At 43.3% G+C, this 24,353-nt stretch carries 8 protein-coding genes; 7 read left to right on the top strand and 1 reads right to left on the bottom strand.

The genetic code is table 11. The features are described 5' to 3' along the window. Positions 1-440: 440 nt before the first annotated feature. Positions 441-1,079 carry a PAQR family membrane homeostasis protein TrhA gene (trhA, locus tag VL121_RS15830; protein ID WP_325407100.1) on the bottom strand — a complete coding sequence of 213 codons (639 nt, stop codon included), beginning with the start codon at positions 1,077-1,079 and terminating at the stop codon, positions 441-443. A 128-nt stretch (positions 1,080-1,207) separates the two neighbouring features. Here trhA and VL121_RS15835 point away from each other — a divergent pair, with 128 nt between their 5' ends. The 7 genes from VL121_RS15835 to VL121_RS15865 all read left to right on the top strand — a co-directional run bounded on the left by VL121_RS15835 (position 1,208) and on the right by VL121_RS15865 (position 24,187). Further along, complete coding sequence (locus tag VL121_RS15835; RefSeq protein ID WP_325407102.1) at positions 1,208-1,441, top strand: hexameric tyrosine-coordinated heme protein; 234 nt, start codon at positions 1,208-1,210, stop codon at positions 1,439-1,441. A gap of 192 nt (positions 1,442-1,633) precedes the next feature. Further along, entirely contained in the window at positions 1,634-4,090 is a 2,457-nt protein-coding gene (locus tag VL121_RS15840) for a hypothetical protein (RefSeq protein WP_325407104.1), read from the top strand. A gap of 9 nt (positions 4,091-4,099) precedes the next feature. After that, positions 4,100-5,212: a hypothetical protein gene (locus VL121_RS15845; protein WP_325407106.1), complete on the top strand. Its 1,113-nt coding sequence runs from the start codon at positions 4,100-4,102 to the stop codon at positions 5,210-5,212. 47 nt (positions 5,213-5,259) lie between these two features. Beyond that, positions 5,260-13,317 carry a PA14 domain-containing protein gene (locus VL121_RS15850; RefSeq protein WP_325407108.1) on the top strand — a complete coding sequence of 2,686 codons (8,058 nt, stop codon included), beginning with the start codon at positions 5,260-5,262 and terminating at the stop codon, positions 13,315-13,317. A gap of 104 nt (positions 13,318-13,421) precedes the next feature. Continuing rightward, positions 13,422-14,144 (top strand): LolA3 family protein, encoded by a 723-nt coding sequence (locus tag VL121_RS15855; RefSeq protein WP_325407110.1) that lies wholly within the window; start codon positions 13,422-13,424, stop codon positions 14,142-14,144. Positions 14,145-14,356: 212 nt separating this feature from the next. After that, on the top strand, positions 14,357-23,380 hold the full coding sequence (locus VL121_RS15860; RefSeq protein ID WP_325407112.1) for an RHS repeat domain-containing protein: 9,024 nt from the start codon (positions 14,357-14,359) through the stop codon (positions 23,378-23,380). Between the two features lie 540 nt (positions 23,381-23,920). After that, positions 23,921-24,187 carry a hypothetical protein gene (locus VL121_RS15865; protein WP_325407114.1) on the top strand — a complete coding sequence of 89 codons (267 nt, stop codon included), beginning with the start codon at positions 23,921-23,923 and terminating at the stop codon, positions 24,185-24,187. Positions 24,188-24,353: the final 166 nt, after the last annotated feature.

Raw genomic sequence — 24,353 nt, forward strand, 5'->3', positions numbered from 1 at the left:
CGATAGCCTGCTGCGGCGGTTCAACATTCTTTGCTGTATTTGAATAATTGTGCCTGTTACCCAATATAAACCGCCTATTTTCACAGCACGGAAAAGCCCGCCTGTTTACCATTAAATGCGGGCTTTCTCCGAAAAATATGGTAACAAATATACTTTAAAAGTATTACGATAGCCCGCAAGGGCTTTTTATCTCTACCCGCCAATCCCACACGAATTAACCCGAAGAATATTTTTTAGTACCACTCTGAAATCCCTGATGGATAAAGATAGTATTTACTCGCTGAATCGCTGATGAAATATAGTGCGGCATGGCAGTGTTGAGCGTGAAACGACAGACGGGAAATGTGAGCATCTCAAGTTTGTCCTTTCTCTTCTCACGTATAAATGAGGCAAAATATTATTTGCGCAAGAGTAGGTTACCATCTGCCGCCAAACCTTTCTTACACCGCCAGTAAAATGGCTACATAATGACAAATGGCTGCTGCCAGCACAAAAAAATGCCACACGGCATGGTTATAGGTATATTTATCCCACAGGTAAAAAATAACCCCCATGCTGTACAAACCGCCACCTATAATAAGCATGATCAGCACGGGCTGTGGCAGGGCTACAAAAAAAGTGCGTCCGCCTGCTACCATTATCCAGCCCATTGCCAGGTAAATGATAGTAGACAATTTATCCCATCGCCCGGTATAGAATATTTTAAATACGGTACCCAATGCTGTTAGCGCCCACAATACAGATAGCAATGTAATGCCAAATGTATTGTTCATATAAATGAGCAAAAAGGGCGTATAGGTTCCTGCAATGAGGAAATAAATGCTGATATGATCAAGTATTTGCAGCACCTCTTTAGTTTGAGGATGCTGAAAACCGTGGTACAACGTAGAAAAAGTAAATACCATTAAAAAACAAAACCCGTAAATAGCGGCGCCGATAATGCCGGGTGTGTTTTCGCTTTTGGTTGCCATAGCAATGAGGATGGGAATACAAACAATGCCGAAGAGGATACCGAATCCGTGCGTAATACTGTTCACTAATTCCTGCTTTATATGCAATTTAGGATTTGTGACTTTCATGAAGTATAATTTAGGAAGGGCAGGTAAATAAACGATGTGAAACCTAAAGTTACAACTATCAAATTTTTTAATAGTTTCTTTTTCATACCTTCAGCAGTACAGTTTTTTTACTTTAAAATAATTTTATCATGGCAGATGTTTGGTTACAATCGCTTATTACAGCAACAGCACAGGAAGGTTTCGAACTTGCTGTTACGCTTTCGCGCAGGGGAGTAAAATACACCCAGCCAGATGCAGAAGTGTTACACAAATTACGTCCGGAATACGCTAATAATGCGGATAGCTTAACAGCCGCTTCCCAGGTGGTGGCCATTAATTTTCAAACGGTAGCCGCCGCAAATGATTACTGGCGAAAAAAATAGGGTAATTATGGGTGATTCATTTTGACAGTGAACAAATGATTGATAATGAAAGCTGATAGAAAATGAAGGCAATGCCCTCCTGAAGAAATAGAATTTATTTTGAAAAAATTTTGAAATTAATTTGCAAATAATCAATCTTTATTTTAGCTTAGTATTGAAACTTAGTTGCTAACACCACACCTGTAAAACACCTTGGCTAACACCAAAACTATATTGTTTTTGCTATGCCTGTTCCCCTTGCCCGCCATTGCGCAGCAGTTGAACAATGTGCTGTCATCCCCACCTCATTTATTACCAGCAACCTATAATATTAAGGGTGATGGCTTAATACTTCCCTTTAAAGCATATTATAATGGAGATGACAGCACCGTTTACTACTTTCTTTTTATTGCCGGTGTTTGTAAGGGGAATTATTTTTCTAAACGGACACTCCGGGTTTCCTTTTTACCCGTTCAAACTCAGCCGGTTATTGCAAAAGAACCAGCCGTTTTGCATACCGGTCCCACTTTGCATGGCAACATAAACTATGATTTCTTTTATCGCTCCGTGGTTGATACGCCTCATGCCGGCGCCAATATTATGCAGCACAGCCTACGTGTTAATATACACGCTATGCTTAAAAAAGTGTTGCCCGTAGCGGTTCATATCCAAACGCGCCATAGCAACTCTCCGCTTTTTAAAAACTATACAGATGCCACTATTGCATTCAACGGACAAACTTTTCAATCTGCTTTAAAGGAAAATCTAAAAGCAGAAATAACAGAAAGGATCAACCGTAAAGGACCTGATAGGTTGCTACATGACGAACTACAAAAGAAATATGCTTTACAGCAGCAACTCGCTCAGTGGCTGCAGGATGGCCGCCAGGTGCAGCAACTGGCCGATAACAGGCAGGCTGTTGCAGCTATCACCGGCAACGGGGATATTTCGGAGTACAGTAAAGCGATGCCGGAAGAAAGAATAAACGCTTATTTACAGAACACAATGCAAAATGCGCTTATCCATAAAGGAGAACATGCGGATCATACCCGATGGATGCACAAAGGAGCTGCGCTTTCGGGTAAGGCAAAACAAATTGCGGCTTTAAAAAACCAGGGTACATTTTCCAGTACCCGGAACGTAATGAACGACAAACAGAAAAAAGCTATTGATTATTTAAAAGCTTATATAGCAAAAAAGGAAAAATACAAACAGGTTTCCGAAGAAGTGAAACAATGGGAAGAAAAATACATTAAAGCGAAAGCCTTAACCCGGCTGGCAACAGATTCCGCCAGGCAACTGGTAGATGCAACAACCGATCCTGCAGTGCTGCAGGCTCAGGCTAAAAAATATGGATTAGACAGTAACAAAATCTATAAACGGGTAAAACAGCTAATGGCTATAACAAAAATTGCTGTTGGCCGCAGCAGCATTGACTACGCTGAGCTTACAGCAAAAAACATAAGCGTTACCGGTGTAAACATAGAATACAATTCCTGCTTTTACTACGCTGTGGCCGCAGGTACGGTGGATTATCGCTACCGCGATTTTATTGCCAACCGGAATGGAAATATAAAACAATACCTAATGCTGGTGAGAATCGGTATGGGGAAAAAAGAAGGCAATAATTTAATATTCACCCTATACAGGGGCAGGAAACAGGTGCAGGGCTTTACCAATACCCATCAACCGTTAACCAACAGGGTGCTGGGCATTTCGGTTGAGGGAAGGTATTATTTCAATAAGCACACTTATGTTCTTGCGGAACTTGCCAAATCTTCCTATCCCCAATACCATTCCTTACAAAATAGCGTTGGAGGCGCGTTAAAGAAATCCGCTTTGTCCGATCGCAGCAACGAAGCGTATGCTATACAGTTCTTCTCCGGTATCCCTGCTACCGGCACCCGCATTTACGGACAATACAAACGCATAGGGCTTAACTTTCAATCCTTTACTGTTTTTAATTACAATGCGCAATATGCTGCCTGGCAGGTAAGCGCAGATCAGTTTTTGTTTAAAAGAAAATTGTTTATTTCCGCAGTGGTAAAGAACAATGCATACCATTCACCTTATACTATTTACAACTATAAAAGCAATACCATTTTTAAAAGCATACAGGCAACATTGCATATAAAGAAATGGCCCGTGGTTACAGCAGGTTATATGCCTTCTTCGCAACTAAGTAAAGTAGGAAATGAAATGATGGAAACCCGTTTTAATATGGCTATGGTAACGGTAAGTTATACATACAGGCTTAAACAATATTACCTGTTTACAACGGCTATGTATACCCGGTTCTTTAATCGCCAGGAGCAACAGCGTTTCGTTTATTATAATGCCCGCACATGGATGATAAGTCATAGTGTTACCGGCAACAGGCTTAGGTTCAGCAGCTCGGTTGCAGTAAGCTATAGCACTGGTTACCGTTTAACCACCGCTGATGAAGGACTAAGCTGCCGGCTGAACAAATGGCTGAACGCGGGCTTTGGACTCAAATGGAACAGGATGAACCCTTATAGCAACAGGCTGGGCTATTACGGTAATGTGCAGGCGAAACTGGCAAAACCGGGCGGGATAAGCATCGCATTTGAGCGGGGTTTTTTACCGGGCTTATCGCAAACACTGCTACCCAATGATATGGCCCGGATCGTTTATTCCAAAACATTTTAAAAAGGGGATATGAGCAACCTGATAAACAGTATATTATTTTTCATAGCGGTGTTTGCAAACCTTACAGCAGCAACGCAAATAATAGTAATGCCCCGGTTGCCGGCGGCAGGGTTGCTGCAGCAGCAACAGTTGTGGAACCTGCTTTTAATCAACAGCAATAATTACAGCGGGGAAGTGCAGGTACAAATGATGATGACAGACATCGTTAGCGGACAAAAAATAGCAACCGGCATCTCCCGTTCATTTACGCCTGCCAAAGGAGCCGCTTCAATAAAAGAAACCGATATAGCACCTGTTCAGTATAGCTATTTCAGTGCAAATGCGATGCCAAACAGCGGAGCTGCAGATCTGCTGCCTGCAGGAAGATACATGATTTGCTATACCGTTATTGGCAACGATGATAAATCGCTGCAGTCCTTTACCGAATCGTGTGAGCCGGTGGAGATAGCGCCGCTTTCACCTCCGCAACTGATCTCCCCACCGGATACTGCATGGATAGAAACCGCTTATCCCAGCTTTACATGGCTGCCTCCCGCACCCGCGGCAATGGTTCCGCAATTGCGGTATGAACTGCTCCTGGCAGAGATGAAGAAAGGCCAGAATGCGTATGAGGCCATTCGGAAAAACACGCCGGTATATATGCACCGGTATCTTACCGCACCTTACCACCTATACCCTTCTTCCGCACACCCCCTGGAGCCGGGGAAGCAGTATGTATGGCAAATCATAGCTAAAAACGGTGAAGTATACACGCAGCAAACGGAAGCATGGAGCTTTAGCATTAAAAATGATTCACCCGCTGCTATGAAAGATACCAGTGCCTATCCTAAACTGGCAAGGGGTTACAATGCCTATTCCTACATATGCCGGGGCAATATGAAGTTTGAATATAATAATGAAGCAGGCGATTCAATAGTAAGCGTGGCCATATATGAATGGCAGAACGGGCAACAAAAAAAAGTGGAAAGCCGGCAGATAAATATGAAGCCCGGACAAAACTTTATTGAAATGCAATTTAATGCAACAGGAAAATTCAGGCATACACAGGTATACCTGCTGGAAATAATAAACAGCAGGAAAGAAAACTGGAACTTGAAATTTATATACCTGAAGGAGGAATAAGATTAAGTAAAACAGATACGACACTAACTTAGAAAAACACCACTTCAATGATCCACCTGTTTTTAAGCAGGCACCGTAAGGGAGCCGCTGCTACTTTATTGTTAGTATTTTTTTTACAATTCTGCTGTACGCTTTACAGCAGCGCATGGGGCAACACTTTTATTCAAAGCAGCTATCCTTACGCGTTAGGTTCCCATACCTCACCATCACCAATCCTTGCACGCACTATTGTGGCTAATGCCGCTGCACACTACCCGGTAGCAATGCCCGGCAATATTACACGAACCGCTCCTCCAGAAAAGGAAAGTTCCGCGATACAAAAAAGAGAGGAAAAAAATAAGTTCTCAGGGCCAGGTCCGGGGCAGCCGGAAATGCAATCCTTTCAAAGCGTAAACAGCAATAACCTGGTAGATTTATTCAGCGGCGATTTTTCCTATTCCATTCCTTTGGCAGATGTAGGCGGCTATGCCGTAAACATTCATTACCGCAGCGGCATAACTATGGACCAGGAAGCCAGTTGGGTAGGACTGGGATGGAACATTAACCCCGGCGCTATAGGAAGGAACATGCGGGGGCTCCCGGATGATTTTAACGGAGAAGATGTAGTTACGAAAACAAGCTCCCTCCGCCCTAACTGGACAGCAGGCGGCAATGTGGCACTGGGGCTTGAACTTTTTGGTTTGGAGCTGAATAATTTTAATATTGGTTTAAACGGTTCCCTGTTTTATAATAATTACAAAGGCATAGGTATTTCAGCAGGCGCTTCTGTGGGCTACCAGTCGTCTGTTGGAAGCAAGGGTTCACTTACAGCAGGTATAGGACTGCAATCCAATTCCCAGAGTGGCGTAAGTATTGCGCCTTCTTTTGCAATGGAATTCAGGAACAGGAACGCGGAAGTGAGCGGCATACAATCTAATGGATTTTCGGCAAGCACTTCTTTCAGTACCCGCAGCGGACTGCAATCTTTAAGCATTGCTTCAACAGGTCGTTTGAAATATAAAAATGACACGCGCAATAATGAATTATCTCCATCCGGTGCTTTGTATACCGCTTCACGCAACCTGGTAAATATTTCATTTGCTCACCAGGCCTATACCCCCTCTGTCAATATACCTTTTACCAGCTACCAGTTCAGCTTCAACCTCAAACCCGGGGGAGAAGTCTTTGGCACGCACCCTAATATTTCCTTCGGCGGATTTTTTTCACGGCAATATATAGCCGAAGATGATAAAAAACAGGAATTTCCTGCTTTCGGTTACATGTATTATCAAAAAGCCCGCGATATTTCAAACGCGTTGCTCGATTATAACCGTGAAAAAGAACTCACCTACCACGCTACCCCTCCGGTTCCGCATATCGCCATCCCAAATTATACCTATGATGTGTATAGTATTACGGGAGAAGGCACGGGTGGGATGTTTCGTCCTTACCGGGGAGATATTGGTTTTGTAAGAGATGCTGCTATACGTTCCAAAAGTGTTGACGGAAGTATTTCGCTGGACCTTGGCGCCGGAAACCTTGTGCATGCAGGTTATGATGTACACGTAAATGCGGCGGTAACCGGCAACGGGGCATGGGCAGAAGCTAATCTACTGTCTGCGCAACTGCCATTTAAAGATACCGACAGCACTTTTGAAGCGGTATATTTTAAGAACCCGGCCGAAAAAACCATCAACCCGCAAAGTTATTACGATAAGCTGGGTGATACCGACCCTGTATTACCCGTAATGAGTACGAATGATGACCCAACGCTCTCTCCTTTCCTCCAGCCATATAAAAACCTGTTGCCGTACGGCAATAAAATAAAGGTAGATTCGCTGCACACGCTAAAACGTTTCAGGGATAAGCGCAGCCAGGTAATCAGCTATTTAACCGCTGCCGATGCGGCCTTGTTTGGATTAGACAAAAGCATATTCATTTATCCGGTAAACAGTTTTTTTGCGGGTAAATGTGATGGTGATATTTGCAATGATCCTAACCAGGTGAATTGCAAAACCATTATGGCAGAAAGCCGCGTTACATCTTTTCGCAAAAAACATCACCTCTCCGAAATAACCGTGCTGAATGCGGATGGCAGAAGGTATGTGTACGGACTACCCGTTTACAATACGATGCAGAAAGCCGTAAGTTTTAGTGTAGATAAAGCTGATGCTGATATACAAACAGGATTGGCGGAATACAGCCCCGGAACAGATAATACAACACACAATACCAAAGGAAAAGACAATTTTTACGGAGCAGAGGATATACCGCCCTATGCGCATTCTTTTCTGCTTACAGGAATTGTTTCTGCCAACTATGCCGATAAAACAGGCGATGGGATAACAGATGACGATATGGGCGATGCAGTAAAATTTAATTACTGCAGACCGTATGGAAACAGTCAACTGTTTCACTGGCGTACGCCCCTTGCCGAAAATAAAGCCACTTATAATGAAGGGTTGAAAACAGATTACAGCGATGATAAAGGAAGTTATATCTACGGGCAAAAAGAAATATGGTACCTGCATTCGCTTGAATCAAAATCAATGATTGCCACTTTTACGCTGAATGATCCGCAGCAGGGAGAACTACGGGAAGACGCTTTTGGATTGAAAGGAGAAAACGGCGGAACGGATATGCAGCAGCCACTCCGCTACCTTAAACAAATTGACGTATACAGCAAGGCGGACTATATTAAAAATAAAGAAGCGGCTAAACCGGTAAAAACAGTTCATTTTGAATACAATGATGAACTTTGCCGGGGCGTTCCTTCTGCTGCTCCGGGCAAAGGAAAACTTACTTTAAAAAAGATATGGTTTACCTATAACAAAAACAATAAAGGTCAAAAAAACCCATATGTCTTTCTGTATCATCCGCAGAACGTGAATGAGTCTGACAGTGATCCCCAAACGGCGTATAATCCCGCCTATGATCCTAAAGGGTTCGACCGCTGGGGAAATTATAAAGATGCCCGGAACAACCCGGCGCAAATAAGCAATGCCGATTATCCCTATACGCTTCAAAGCGGTAATGAAACAAACAATGGCAAATGGGACAGTGCAAAAGCTGCCATACATGCGGCGGCATGGACCTTAAGCGACATCATACTCCCTTCCGGCGGAAGGCTGAATGTACAATATGAATCAGACGATTACGCTTATGTGCAAAACAGGAGAGCCATGCAAATGTTCACTATTGCCGGCTTTGGCAGCGCTGCCAGCCTGGGCAATATGAGCAGTGATTTATATGGTACGGCGGAAAAAGCGTTTAAAGATTACCGGTATGTATTTATCAAACTGCCATCCGCCGTCAGCGCTACCCTGCCCGCTGCCATCCGAAAGGAAATTTTTGAAAAGTATTTATCCGGCACTACAAAATTGTATTTCCGGCTAAGGGTGCAAATGCCTGCCGACATATATGGAAGCGGTAACGAACAGGTTACTACCTATGCCCAATATGAGGATTATGGATTAACTGCCGACAATAGCATTATCTGGATTAAGATAAAAGGAACAGATATAATAAGTTCCGGCGATGGCGCGGCAAGTCCGCTCGCCAAAACCGCGTTGCAGGTATTAAAACTTAACCTGCCATCCAAAGCTTATCCAGGCTCCGATCTTAACGGCAACTTTGACGCGCTGGCGGTAGTAAAAGCCACCTTTGCGGTAATGGGCAATATCAGTGAGCTATTTCTGAAATTTCCTGTGCAGGCAAGGATCAGGGGCTGGGCAAAAAAAGTAAATACCGCGCAATCTTTTGTGCGGTTAAATAACCCGGAGTATAAAAAATACGGCGATGGCTTAAGGGTAAAACGGATAACCGTTTATGACAACTGGAACAAAATGACAGGAGGTGCGGAACAGGAGGCAACATACGGACAGGAATATGATTACACCACCGTTAAAGATATTAATGGCGTTAAAACGATAATGAGCAGCGGGGTGGCAAGCTATGAACCTGTTGTAGGCAATGAAGAAAATCCTTTCAGGGAACCTATAGAATATAATGAACAGATAGCGCCTTTAGCTCCGGTTAATAATATGTATTCGGAACATCCGCTGGGAGAAGCATTCTTTCCTTCCGCTTCCGTTGGATACAGTAAAGTAAGAACCCGGAGCATTCATTACAAGGATATCAAATCTGCAAACGGTTACGAAGAATCGGAGTTCTATACCACGTATGATTTTCCTACTATAGTGGAGCATACGCCGCTTGAAAAAAGAAAATATCATTCGGAAAATCTCCTGCAAATCCTGAACCTGTATTCCAAAAAAGCATTGACCTTTTCGCAGGGCTTTAAAATAGAGACCAATGATATGAACGGAAAGCTGAAAGGTACCGCTTCTTATCCTGAAAATGATCCCGGTAACCCTTTAGCCTATACGAAGTACTATTACAAGGTGCAGGATGAGAACGCGGAAATTAAACGGCTATCCGGCACCGTTGCGGTTGCAGATTCTGCCAACGGGCATATTAATATGCAGGCCGAAATGGGAAAGGATATTGAACTGATGGTTGATATGCGGGAGCAGGAGTTCAAATCGCAGGGTGCAGGTATGGAGTTTAATATAGACGGATTTGTGATTGGTATTTTACCTGTAACCATACCTTTTCCCTGGCTTATACCCCACTTTGAAATGAACCGCTTTCGCTCGGCGGCTGTAACTAAAACGGTACAGCGCTATGGCATTGTTGATAAGATAATGGTATACGAAAAAGGCAGCTTAATTACAACTGAAAATATTTTATATGATGGCGAAACGGGAGATGTGTTGCTAACCAAAACACAAAACGAATTTAACGATCCGGTATACCAGTTCAACTACCCCGCACACTGGGCCTATAGCGGTATGGGAGCCGCATATAGTAATATTGGCGCGGTATTTCATAATATCAGTTTCAGTAATGGTAAGATCATTACTGCTCCCGGATATCCTGGTATTGAAAAATATTTTGAAAGCGGCGATGAGATCAAAGTGTTTAACGGGCTGGAAAAACAGTTGGAGAGTAACGGCATAAATATATGCACCGGCTTTGGTATTTGTAACCAGCCTGTAATGATACCCGCGGTTGCTAAAAAAATATGGGCCGTGCATGCCGCTAAAATTCAGCACCATAAAGGATTAACCGGCATGTATTTCATTGACGAAAATGGGAGGTTTTTCACCGGAACGGGAAACGATTTGCAAATACTGCGTTCGGGAAGGCGCAATATGGCCGCTACCGGCGTTGGCAATATCCTGAGTTTGCAGAACCCTGTGCAGCAGGTAGCCGGGAAATGGAAATTAGTGTTGGATAACACCATCGGCGTAACTAACAGTACAGCGCAATCGTACAAAGATTTATGGAAAGTGGAAGATGCCAGGTATCAGCCGCTGACAATTACTACAAAAACAAGCGCGGTGAAGAAAATAGTACTTAACCCGGTAAATTCATTTTCCATATATTATAATCAAAAGCTCAGTGGAAGGGGTTGTTCCTTTAATGGTACGGAATACAGGGCCTATACCAATGCCCCTTATTTTGAATCATTGCATAGAAAAAGAAATCCCAGGGGAGCCTGCGCGTATTTGAGCAGGGAAAAGAGCTGGTTGAAATTTGACCTGGCAGCCATCCCCTCCGGGGCTACTATTGTAAGTTCAGGTCTTGCATTGTATCCGCATTACGGGCTGCATGAAGAAAGTGACAGCAGGGGGTTTGACTGGAATTATACTACCCGTGACCATAATGCCGCAACGCCGCATAAACTACTTGACCCTAATGCCGGCAGGCTTCCAAGCAACGCTATTTTGCACCGGGTTACCAATAAGAGCCTATTTAATGATCTTGATTTAAATACCCTTTCTGATAACAGCACAAAAACGAAAAACATATTCAATAACAGAAGTCTCGATGAATTAACCAAAGCGGTTATTCCCGCCACAAAAAAACAGAACAGCTTTATTGTGGATGTAAAAAATATGGTAGCCGGAATGATAAGGGAACCCGCCCAGGACGCTTATATCCAGATAAGTCCGGAAGCGCCGGAGGGGCTTACCACTGAGCCTGTACGCGTTTGCTTCTGGGCAACCAACAGTTATATACAGGACTATGTAAACGGATGCAATGCATATGCGCCCGGCAGTAGCAATACCAATGCCAGCCCGTCATTGCAGGTGCAGCAAAACGTTGAGGCGATAGCACCGGCGCTGGTTATTCCTTCATGTGCCGGTTGCAGTAATGTAACAAATGGCTATGATGCCGGCGCCAAACTAAATATTTCCTGCCCCACGGCTCCGCAGTTAACCATTGAATATATAGCCTGCGGCAACGGCGAAAGACTTATACAGGAATGCGACTCTTTTTATTGCGGGAAAACAGTTGCTACAGACACCTGTATTTCACAAATAACCGATACTGCCACTAATCCCTACCGTTGGGGCATACTGGGTAACTGGCGTATGGACAAGGCGTACAATTATTATGAAAACAGAACGGAAGCAGATATTCCGGCAAACAACGGCGCCACAAATATCCGTACCGATGGTACTATAAACCAGTTTAACCCTTACTGGATATTCCGTGCAAACGGAATAACCGCCGGTTCCGATACCGTTCGCTGGGTTTGGAATACACAAAGCACACAATTTAACCGCAGGGGATTTGAAACGGAAAACAAAGATCCGCTTGGCAGATACAATGCGGTGCAGTATGGATACCACGAAAGTATGCCGGTTGCCATTACTCAAAATTCAACATATGCGGAACACGCGTTTGACGGGTTTGAAGATTATGAATACAATAATAACAAATGTGATGTACCCTGCGCCATTCAAAAACATATACCTGCCGGAGCATTACAACGCTACATTGTTAATGAAGAAGCCCATAGCGGAAAATTCAGCCTCGGTATTCCTGTGGGGAGCGATGCAAAAATAATGATACCATTGGGCGATACTTTACGCACAGGAGTATCTTACGGTCTGCAGTTTAATTCGGATACTACTACCCGCAGCACCATTAACCGGGTGAATAACGGAGCCGGGTTAAAAGCCACCGTTTACAGCAACTACAATTACTGGAACGACAATTACGGACTGGATGCATACAATTACAGCGCCGGCACTGCGGCGCCTGTTACAAAAGACCGGGTAAACATTAATTACGACAGGAGAAGTACAACCCGGAACCAGCTTGGATTAACCAGGAACCAGCATTTTTATAAAGTAGTATGGGAAGGCTACATGACCCTGCGAAAAGGTAACAGTGCGGAAAATACAGATCCCGAAGGCCTTTACAGGTTTAGTGTGGCAGCCGATAATTCTTTTAAACTGTGGATAAATGATAAGCTGGTACTGAATGCTTTTCCCAATGACCCGGTATATTTTAGCAATGCACGAAATGCATCCCTGTATAGTGATCCTGTACAATTGTACCATGGCAAATACTATAAAATAAGGGTAGAGCATGCTGATGGCGAAGGAGAAGGGCTTGCCGTTCTTAACTGGAAAAAGCCCAATGCTGCAAATCCTGAAATTATTCCTGCAAGCAATTTTCATAACAGTGTAAGTACAGCGGAAGCGGCTATTGTTAAAAACACTATCCGTTGTATAAGTTGGGAGGGTACAAGAACTTCAAACCATATCATTTATGATGAGTTTGCGCCCATCGCAGGCAATACTTACCTGCTCAGTGCATGGGCAAAGGAAGAGGCAGACTGCAGGTGTGATAATTATGCAAACGCGTCAATTGAGCTGTATTACACAGACCAATACGGTAACTACTTTTCACAGCGCGATATACTGAAACCATCCGGAAATATTATTGAGGGCTGGCAGAGAATTGAAGAAGCGATAACGATACCGGCAGGCGCTAAAAAAATGGAGATATACCTGAAAGCAGCAGGCGATGGGAGCAATCGGGGAAAAATATTTTTTGACGACTGGCGCTTTCTTCCATACAATGGCAATATGCGATCATTGGTATACGATGCGGTAAGCCTTCGGCTGATGAGCGAGCTGGACGAAAACAATTATGCCACATTTTATGAATACGATGACGATGGATCAGTAATACGGGTGAAGAAGGAAACGGAGCGCGGTATAAAAACAATTAAGGAAACCCGTACCGGATGGGGGTTGTAGAATATAAAAATGTGATAATTTGAAAATTTTAAAATGAAAGAAAAATAACGTGGCCGGTGTGCAACGAAGGAAGCGTTGTACCGCGGGTGCAAAACTATATCAACATGATACCATTTAAAAAAACAACAACACTTTTATTGCTGCTGCTGATCACTGGCAACAGCTATACCCAGCATTTTGACCGCGCTGCAGAAGAATTGCAACAAATCAGGAACGCTTATTCGGGGCCGGATTATAACAGTTTTACCATACAATACCAATACGCGATGGAAAGCAATCCCGAAAAAATAGCAGATGTTCTTACTGTTTATTTCAAAATAAAAGGCGGCAACTACTATTGCAAAACAGATAATATGGAATTTATTCAAAACGACAGTGTGAACGCTGCCATATATCACAACGAAAAAACCATTGTGCTCACCAATGCCACTGCACACATTGAAAAAGGAAGGCTGCTGATTGATGACTGGGATTCCGCTTTTATAGCAGCTAATATAGATTCTGTATCAATTGCAGACAATAAAGCTACCCGAACCTTAGTATTTTATTTCGCCCCGGCATCTGGTTACAGCCGTTGTTCCATCACCTATAACAAAAACACATTTCTGCCTAAAAGAATAGATTATATACAAAGGGCAACGCAAAGTTTTGAAACCGGTAAAACAAAACCGAATGGCATTATTGTTACCGCTAAATTTTTAGCGCATAGCAAAGCAGCTTTTAAAGAAAGCATTTTTGATTACTCAAAATTTATAAAAAAGAAAAACAGTAAATGGTCAACCGTTGCTAACTATGAAAGTTATTCAGTGGTAAACAATGTGTATTGAAAATAACAGACCAAACAAAGGAGACACTTTGGATGAATGTCATATTGTTGCTGCATTAAAGGAATAACAACACCAGGTCATTGCCACTCTCCGCTGAAGCTGATGCACTACCCCTTCTTCCCGGAAGGAAGTGAAAGTTAAAAGAGGCGGAGAGCAGGCAAGACCAAAAACTGACACCAAAAAGCACCCGGCTTATGCTAAAACACCTGTGCATGCTGATAATGGGAATAGGTTTCCTGAATACCGTTTGGGCGGTTGAAGAGCCTGCTATTATAGCTCCGCTTGAGGGGCGCCTTGGCCAATTAAAACCGGACTCTTTTGCCCAGGTGCAGGACATAGGCTTTTATGCCGACCTGCAACGCAACCCGCATAAGTTTGAAGCAACTTTTACCCGCAATATTATTACGTTTTCCATTAACGAAGCATCTCCTTTTTTTCTGAAATCACCTTTTGAAGCAACAATAACATACCGTTTATACTATAACTTTAAAACCACAGCTTATAACGAAGACTCTCTTGCTGAAAATCAAACGCTCACTATTAACTACGATACCGCGAAGGGAAAACCGTTCAACGCAAAAAATAGCTTTGTGTTTGAAAATGCCGTTCGGGTGAGGCTCAAAATAGTAAGCATTACCACCAGCGCTCAGGGATGGGACCCCCTGCCATCACTGAAAATAAGCAATGAGCTGCAGATCGAAAGAATATACAGCTTTGATTGTGATGAAAATAAAGTTCAGAAAATCAATTTTAATCCTCCTTTGGATAATGATGCCGATGAACTGGATGTTTTCTGGCAACCGGCAGAGGGCGCAGATGAATACGACCTGGAATGGGCTTACATTGATCAGCCGGCATACAATGCCAATGTATATGGCACACCCGGCAGTGCATATTTTGAAAAGAATGTATTTAAAAATAACGCGGCAAGGGTTACCTTAAACCATACGGTGCACCAATATCCTGTTCCGCTGCTGTACAATAACCACGGCTGGCTGGTTTTCAGGGTGCGCCCGGTGCAGGTAAAGCCTTCAGGGCAGCGTACGGAAGCCAGGTGGAGCGCCTCTAATACATTTGAATGCAAACAGGGCCATGAAGAGCTACTGAACTGGCAGGCATCAACAAGCTTTGCTGAGGAGGGCAAACGCAAAAGCGTTTTACAATATTTTGACGGCAGTTTGAGAAACCGCCAAACCGTTACTAAAGACAATACGGAAAATACAACCGTAGTTGCCGGAACTTTTTACGACTACCAGGGCAAACCTGTTATACAGGTACTCCCCGCTCCCACTATCAGTAAGCTGATAAAGCATACGCCGGGGTTCAACAGCTTCCTGAATACAACGGAATATTATAAAGACAATTATGATAAACTTGTATTCAACCGCAACTATTGCAACGGAGCCGCACCTGCTTTAGATCCCACGAAGAGTGGCGCTGCCCAATATTACTCGCCGCAAAATCCCCGGAAAACAGAAGGAAACAATAAGCTTATCCCTGATGCTAACGGCTTTCCTTATACGGAAACGAAATACCTGCAGGACAATACGGGCCGCATTGCCGCGCAAAGCGGCCTGGGGCCTTATCACCGGCTGGCTACAGGCCATGAAACAAAATATTATTACGGCAATCCCGATCAGGCTGAATTAGATGCGTTATTTGGCACGGAAGCCGGCGATGCTTCACACTACTTTAAACATATGGTGAGAGACGCTAACGGGCAATACAGCGTATCGTATATGGATATGCATGGCCGCACCATCGCCACTGCATTAGCCGGCTACTTACCCGCAGATATTAAATTAAACGATCTCCCTTCCAAACAGGATAGCTATCTTACCAAAACACTTACAGATGCTTCAAACAATATTGTAAAAGGATTTACTATTGAAAGCAGTAAAGGATTGCTGGTTGCAAAAACAGGAAATCATACATTCAGTTACACGCTTTTGCCTGAAGATGTAAACATCAAAGATTGTAACGGTACGGATATATGTTACACCTGTTCTTATACTATTGAAATTACCATTAGCGATGATTGCGGTAATAAACAATTTGGCGGCAATCCTTTTGTGTTTACCGATGTTATAGGCGCCATAGATACGGATTGCACCGGTGTTCCGGAAATATTTACTAAAAAATTTGAGAAAGTATTGCAGGAAGGCAGTTATACCATTACTAAAAAACTCACTATTCGCAACGAGGCGCTGCAAGCCTACCAGGAGATTTTTGCCGGCAGCAATCTTTGCAAAACCGTACAGGATTTTGTGGAAGAACAAAAACAAATATTTTTAAACAGTACCAATAATTGCGCTACGCCCTGTTATAATTGCGAACAGCAATTAGGTGCTTCCCAACAGGCATTTATTGATAAGTTTATTACAGATAATGGCTTAAACGCAAATCTTGCATCCAACAGGCAATTGGCTACAGCAGCCTATGCAAAATTATCAGCGCAGTGTGAAGAACTTTGCGGCGGCGCCCCCAAAAAAAATTATGCAGATAACCTGCGTATAATGATGCTTCAGGATGTAACGCCACCTTACGGACAATATGCTAATATTGAAGATTATACCGGCGCCGGTGATAGTAAGCAATATTATATTAATGGCATTTTCGGACCCATCAGTTCCGGGAACAGCAACTACCGCTATACCATCTCTTCATTGCAATATAAACATGCAAACGGTACGCCTGCAACAGTTACCCTGCTGCGTAACGGCAATTGGGTTACGCTTACACCACAACAATTAACGATAGAGGAATTTGTGTTGAATTTTGAACCCTCCTGGGCCGAAACGCTGGCCGACAACCTGCATCCCGAAAGAATGCAGTACAATATACTGAATACAACCGCAGTTTTTAACGACCAGGCGGCTGTAGGAAATGCCAGTTACAACTGGGATATGGATTTTATTGGCACTGAAACATTTGCGGAAGCACAACAAAAAGGGTATCTCAATCCAACAAACAATGCGGCCTTTACCGGCCGGTATCCCACATTATTTACGGGCAGCAATGCAAATACCGATCCTTTTTTTCAAACGCATCCCATATTGCGTAACCAGATGCAGTTATTTATGCAACAGGTAACTGCAGGCGGTGAACTGACTGCCGACATCTGGAATACCGCTTCCTTTGCGGGCTTTTGCAGCCGCAATGATGATGAAGCATGTATGCAAAAGCAAATGACCGATCCTTTTAGCACACAGGGCTGCACAGCCAGCCTTGATGTAGCATGGCAGGCCTTCAGGGCAATGTATAAATCAAAAAAGGATGATCTGGTACTAACAATGGTGAAGAACAATACCGGCAGCGCCCCTGTAATAGATGAAACCAAATACCATTCATATTTCATCAGTAATGCAAACGCCATAAAAAATGGTACAGGCATAAATGATATTAATAGCAAAGATGAGGCAGATGCGGCATTACAGGATTTCTATACAGACCAGAGCACCTGCGCCGGCTATGCCGAATTATGGTGGCAAAAACTTACACCCTGCAATATTCAAAAACTAATGCCTTATAAAACGCAGTTATTAGCCGGACTGGTAACTGTTTGCACAAAGGGAACCGATGAAACACATATAATGGGCGCGAGTTCCATTGCACCAGGCACTACCAATACCTTTCAGAACTTTGATGAAGTGCTTGCACACTATGTGCAGTTGTACAACGCTGCCAACCCCGCCACTCCTATTGGCGTACAGGATTGCAATGGAAGCTTGATCAGCTTCCCTGCTTCTTATTCAACACCGCAGGCATGGACCCATAAACCTGTTATTACAAAGCCGGAACCATGCGAATGCGAAAAATTAACGCAATTGCACCATGCGTATACGCAGGAAAACAATGATGCAAATTTCGCCGCTTATATAAAGCGGGTGCTGCATACTACTGTACGCAACGGCACCCTGGATACCCTGCTGAACCTGTGTTCCGGGACTATTGATTGTAAATTCATTTCCACTGCTGTTTATCTTCCCCCGGAATTGCAGTGTGGTATAGCTAAAGCCTGTGTACCCTGTACCGCAATTAAGGAAGGTTTTGATGCATTCGCCAACGCCTACCCCAATGTTGTGCCCCGTTTTGAAGAAAGCACAAGTGAGCAGCAAAATATAAATCAATTGTTCGCCCATTATATGAATACACGGTTTGGTTTTGCGAAACAGGCGCAGGAGTATTTGTCGTTTATGGATAGTTGTAAGGTAAAAGTGCTGAATGGTTGCGACAGCCTCAGCAATTTGGTCAGGCGTTTCAACAAAAACGCGAACCCCTACCGGGTAGAAGCTTTTTGTCATTCCAATGAAATGGATCCTCCGCTTATTAAGGATTTAAATGAAATAGTGAGTGATGGATACCTGCACTGGCCAAAAGCCATACGCGATACTACCGGGCGCAACTGGGTATATTTTCAGCACAGAATAGCAGGATCATTTTGCCTCGAAAACGGGTATTCCGTTGAATTCAGATTTAAGTCGCTTAAAAAAGTATTGCGCCCCAATGACGATGTATTTTATTTTACCGATCGTAATGCAGGCTTTGTGCTGCACAGGCGGGAAACAGACCGCCGCGGCTTTCACCTGCTTTCTATAAACGCCATTAATCCTGAAGATGAAAGACCGGTAAATATACATGCAGGACTTGTATTGATGGATGAAGACCCGGATGTAATTTATAAAGCATGGACTGTAGTTAAGCTGGAAGTTAAACCAGCATATATCAGTATCTATTATAATGGCAGGCTGATTAAACAGGTAGCCAGAACTACGATGCCATTGCGTAATTGGCCGGCGTTTACACTTGCTTTTTTAGATTACCAGGCGGCGCTCGACTGGGTTCGGGTATATGATGGTAGTGATGTGCCGGTTTATTTTGATGACTTTAACAGTACGGATACAAGATCAACGGTTAGCCCGTCTTTTGTTTGCCCGCAACCTGTGCCGGATTGCCAGGCAGCCTTTGTAAAATATTATAACCAGCAAAAAGAAACGAATTATTCATACCAGCAGATTGATTCCGTTTATTATAATACCTGTGGAAAACATTTAGATGTGTGCAGAGACGATAACCTGCTGAAAGATTCATTAATACGCCTGGCTGATGCTTATAAAGCAAACTATAATTCTATCAATGACAGTGGCGTTGATACCGGGCTCCCTCCTGTTCACTGGGTTACCGGTGGATACTCTTCCTACACCGGGCTTCCCGTAATTTCAAGTAATTTGTCTGCAATTACTGATACCGGCGTGTTGCACATGCCAACCGGGTCAGATCCCTTATATTATTCTTCCATAGGATATAGAAATCTTAAGGGTATTTGTATTGAAAATGAATATGCGGTTGAGGCAAGAATAAAAAATCCCGTTGACCCTTCCCAGGGTGGCGATGTAGTAATAAGCGCCAACACACATAGCATTAATATGGACACCAGTGATATTGACGAAGATTTTGCTGTTGACTTTGTACCCAACCGGCCAAACGCATCATTCTACAGGCTACGCGGAGCAAGGTATTACGACACCTCCTTTAGTTATAAGGATTTCGAGAACTGGCGCATTATCAAAATGTCGGTTAAAACGGATTCTTTCCGGGTTTATTACGAAGGCAAGCTGATCTTCAAAGCACCGCGCGATGGAAGAAGCTTTATTGACAGAATTGATCCACACCTGTCATTTCAACAGGGAATCAATGTGCAGTTGGACTGGATGAAACTTTACGGAACGAATGACGAACTCATATTTTTTGAAGACTTTACGGATACGGCTAACCTGGCTTCACACGCCCAAAGCTACCAGTGCCCTTCACCAGATTGCATTACTAAATTTACGAAGTACTTTAACAGTCAATGGAGTGAAATATATAATGCAGTACAGATTGATTCGATATACAACGCCAATGGTATTGCATTAAATGTTTGTGGTGATAGTACAAACATGGTTCCATTCTATCCTGATATCCTGCTTTGCCGTAAAAATGCTGCTGCTTCGGTTCCTGTTGAAGTGCGCAACGAATTACCCTGCGCCGACAGTCTCCATTTTGCCATAAGCCGCGGATATGAACGGTATGCTGTATACAACGACTCGGTTCGCGGCAGCTTTACCAGCGCATTCCTGGCTAAGTGCCTCCTGGCGGCCCGGCATGAAAGCTTTGTTGTGCATCAGCCGGTAAGCGAATATCATTATGCGTTATACTACTATAACCAGGCGGGCAACCTCGTTAAAACCGTTCCGCCACAGGGTGTTCATCCCAATTTTGATGTACATTGGCTGCAACGCGTAAAAGAAGCCCGTACAGGAAATAATGTACTGGTTCCGGAACATACATTAATTACCCAGTATCGCTACAATACACTGAACCAGGTGGTGCAACAGCAAACACCCGATGCAGGATTGAGCCGGTTTTGGTACGACCGACTCGGCAGATTGGCGCTGTCGCAAAATGCGAAGCAGGCTGCCTCCCTTTCCACTGGCGCAGAAGGCCCGGGCGTGAGGTACAGTTACACACTTTATGACCAGCTCTCCCGTATAACCGAAGTAGGACAATTCAATAATGCCGGTCCCGAAATGAACAACAGCATAAGCCGTAACCCGGTGCAGTTGCAAAGCTGGATGAACAGCAATGCTTCCCGCAAAAAACAGATAACCGCTACAATTTACGACCTGCGGGCCGGGGACAGTTACCTGCAAAAAGACCTGATGCCATACATCATGCATCAAAACAACCTGCGTAACCGTGTCTCCTTTTCCGTATTCGCTGAAGCAGGAAACCTAAACAATTATGATTATGCCATATTTTATAATTACGATATCCATGGTAATATAGATACGCTTTTGCAGGATTACGGTTCAACAGGTTTAATGGCTCAGCAGGGTAACCGCTATAAACGTATTACGCACCGGTACGACCTGATCAGCGGAAAAATAAACCGGGTAAGCTATCAGCCCCGCTTATACAACCCCGTCACCAGGCAATGGATCATACAGCCCGATGCATTTTATCATCAATATGGCTATGATGCCGGAAATCGTCTTACGGATGTGTATACCAGCGCGGATGAAACGCATTGGGATCATGACGCACACTACCGGTATTATAAACATGGTCCATTAAGCCGTGCCGTTATAGGCGAAAACCAGGTACAGGGTATTGACTATGCCTACACATTACAGGGCTGGCTTAAAGGTGTGAATGGTACAGTTGCGGAAGAAGGACAGGTGGCGGGAGATGCTTATCATTTCAATCTGCATTATTACGGCAGCGACTACACGGCCATTAACGCACCCAATGCCTATAGCGGGCTAACTGCAAAACTACAGTTGCTTAATGCATATAAGCCACTGTACAACGGCAACATCAGCAGCATGGCGGTTAATATTGGCGGGTTGGGCGCACCACTTTTGTATAATTACCAGTATGACCAGCTTAATCGCATAACAGGTATGGACGCTTATAAAGGAAACACTTCCGTTAATAATATATGGGACAACGGGCTTACTGCTACGCGGGAGTATAAAGAAAGCATAAGTTATGATGCTAACGGAAACATACTCAACTATAACAGAAATGGTTTCGGTTCAACAGTGGCAATGGATGATCTGGCCTATTATTACCAGCCGGGAAGTAATAAATTAGACCATGTAAAAGATAGGGTTCCTGCCGCTGCCTATCCTGAAGATACAGATGATCAGCAGCCGGGCAATTATGCTTACGATGAAACTGGCAATTTAATAAAGGACAATGCGGGAGACATTAGCAAAATAGAATGGACGGTATACGGAAAGATAAAAAGCATTACTAAAATCAACGGCGGAACAATTGTTTATACATACGATGCAGCCGGAAACCGTATCGGCAAAACAGTAACGGCTTCCGGCTCTGCCACCACTACCTTGTATGTACGCGATGCCAACGGCAACACAATGGCTGTGTATGGTATAAATAACAGTGATAATAAATTATTCCTGAACGAACAGCACCTTTATGGCAGCAGTCGCCTCGGCATTGTGATGCCCGCCAAGGAGCTTTCGGCAACACCGCCGCAGCCGGTAAATATGGGTTATGGAAACAGCGGCAGTTTAATTATATTTGAAAGAGGTAAAAAGTTCTTTGAATTAAGCAATCATTTAGGCAATGTGCTGTCAGCGGTGAGTGATAAAAAGAAAGGCCATGATGCGGGCAATGGAACGATAGATTATTATGAAGCGGATGTAATGAGTGCGCAGGATTATTATCCGTTTGGCATGCAGATGCCGGGGAGAACTTACACAAGTGCCAATAATTACCGTTATGGATTCAATGGAAAGGAACAAGACAAAGAAGGCCCGGTACAGTATGATTATGGGTTTAGAATTTATGACCCGGCATTGGGAAGGTTTAAGTCGGTTGATCCCATTACAAACAAGTATCCGGAATTAACACCGTACCAGTTTGCAAGCAATCGTCCTATTGACGGGGTGGATTTAGATGGGTTGGAATATGTAAAACGAATTCATACAGTAGCAGGAAATGGGATGGTAATACATACCGAAGACTATGTGTATTATCAAATGAGTGAAAACCAGTTATCTGCGCTTGGTGGTACATCGGCTGGACGATATAATGCAGGCGGACATGGTCCCAAAGGAGAAGGGGTTCAACATCAATATATTAATGCAAGTGGAGAACCAATTGGTGAACGATGGGATTTACCAAGGAACAGCTTAATTCAAAGTGCATCAACTCATGGGCTATATTCTGGAGGAGGTTCAATAACTGATGGTAATGGGAAATATGATTTTTCTTGGCAACCAGTAGATATTGCGGATGCGATAGCTAAAGCTCACGACATGGAGTTCGCGAGTGAAGCAGGAGGTGATGGCTATCAAGGATATGTAGAAGATGTAAGAACCTTAGCAGCAGACAGAAGAATGCTTCAGAGAATTCAGGCAGCTCAGAATGGAGCGTCCGCCGAGGATTTAGGATTAGAAACTCCATTTAGAGGAGATATTGCAGGCGAAACCACTGCAGCTTTTGCAGGACAAAAAAAGTTTATTGGTATGTTAGCTGAATATAAGACTTGGAAACTCACACAGCAAAACAATGGAGAAGGAATATCTATACTAAATGAAGTTGATGCTAATGATTTTATTAATGCGGCTGATGGATGGATAAATAAGAAGATTCGGACTCTTGTCACTGTACCAGCACTTCAAAAAGCAGAAAGACAAAGAACAGCGAATCAGAATGAATAATTATGAAGCTCTACAATTATGTTATATCAGGTTTAATTGTGTTACTACTGATAGTATTGTTTTGGCTAATTTATAGCTCGGATAAAGCAATAGGCTTGCCTCAAACCGATGGACAGTCTGGGATAGGAATAATGTTCTTAATTTATATTAGGTTAACAGTATTGTTTTCCGCGGTTATGCTTATGCTGATACAATTAATAATTGTTATTAGAAAACGAGGATTTCATGATAGACATCTAAATTTCAACTTATTATTGCTAATTGGTTTCTTAATTGTATTTTTTATTTACACTTAATTCTTTCGTCCCGCCGTGGACTTCGCCGGGTGGGAAAGGGTGCTGAGCGAGACCCCGGCGAAATTCGATAAGTGCTTTGTTTGTGTGTATGTATTTAAAAAACAGGATTAAGCGCATAGGTCGGAATCATAGATATAAACTTTGCATCATTTCATAACGATAACTTCTACCCTCAAAGCACAATATGTGCTATCAAACTATTTTTTCTTTGTTATAAAAGAGCTAATGGATAAATTAACGATACATGACAGAGTCAAAGCTTTGGCGTTATTTGTTTAGCGATTTGAGAAAAGTAATGATACGGCAGCAGGTCTGGCAATACACAAGGCAGCGCTACCAAAGGTTCCAGCGCTACTTGGGAAAACTACAAACCATCTACAAAATGAAAATCTGTAGTACACAAAGCGGAACAAAAAAAAATGAAAAACCAACAACAACGGCTATGGGCGCCTGGATAGCTGCAAACCGGGTTAAATGCTGCTATAAACAGGAGGAGTTTTCCGGGATATAATCCCGGAAGAACATAGGAGGTACGCAGTCGGAGACTGCTATGTAGAAAAGCATAGTGAGGTGTGATATGTGCGAAGAACTTCACATAAAATTAGATTTTAATATTCAGTAATCAAAATAATCTCCGACTGCTATATGCGGTCATTTCAACAATCGTATTGAAAGCC

The organism is Agriterribacter sp., assembly GCF_035497235.1.
GTDB lineage: Bacteria > Bacteroidota > Bacteroidia > Chitinophagales > Chitinophagaceae > Agriterribacter.

What these genes read in the sequence shown, in the direction of transcription:
- trhA (WP_325407100.1), bottom strand. Translation starts at nt 1,079, where the DNA reads ATGAAAGTCACAAATCCTAAATTGCATATAAAGCAGGAATTAGTGAAC.
- VL121_RS15835 (WP_325407102.1), top strand. Translation starts at nt 1,208, where the DNA reads ATGGCAGATGTTTGGTTACAATCGCTTATTACAGCAACAGCACAGGAA.
- VL121_RS15845 (WP_325407106.1), top strand. Translation starts at nt 4,100, where the DNA reads ATGAGCAACCTGATAAACAGTATATTATTTTTCATAGCGGTGTTTGCA.
- VL121_RS15850 (WP_325407108.1), top strand. Translation starts at nt 5,260, where the DNA reads ATGATCCACCTGTTTTTAAGCAGGCACCGTAAGGGAGCCGCTGCTACT.
- VL121_RS15855 (WP_325407110.1), top strand. Translation starts at nt 13,422, where the DNA reads ATGATACCATTTAAAAAAACAACAACACTTTTATTGCTGCTGCTGATC.
- VL121_RS15860 (WP_325407112.1), top strand. Translation starts at nt 14,357, where the DNA reads ATGCTGATAATGGGAATAGGTTTCCTGAATACCGTTTGGGCGGTTGAA.
- VL121_RS15865 (WP_325407114.1), top strand. Translation starts at nt 23,921, where the DNA reads ATGACAGAGTCAAAGCTTTGGCGTTATTTGTTTAGCGATTTGAGAAAA.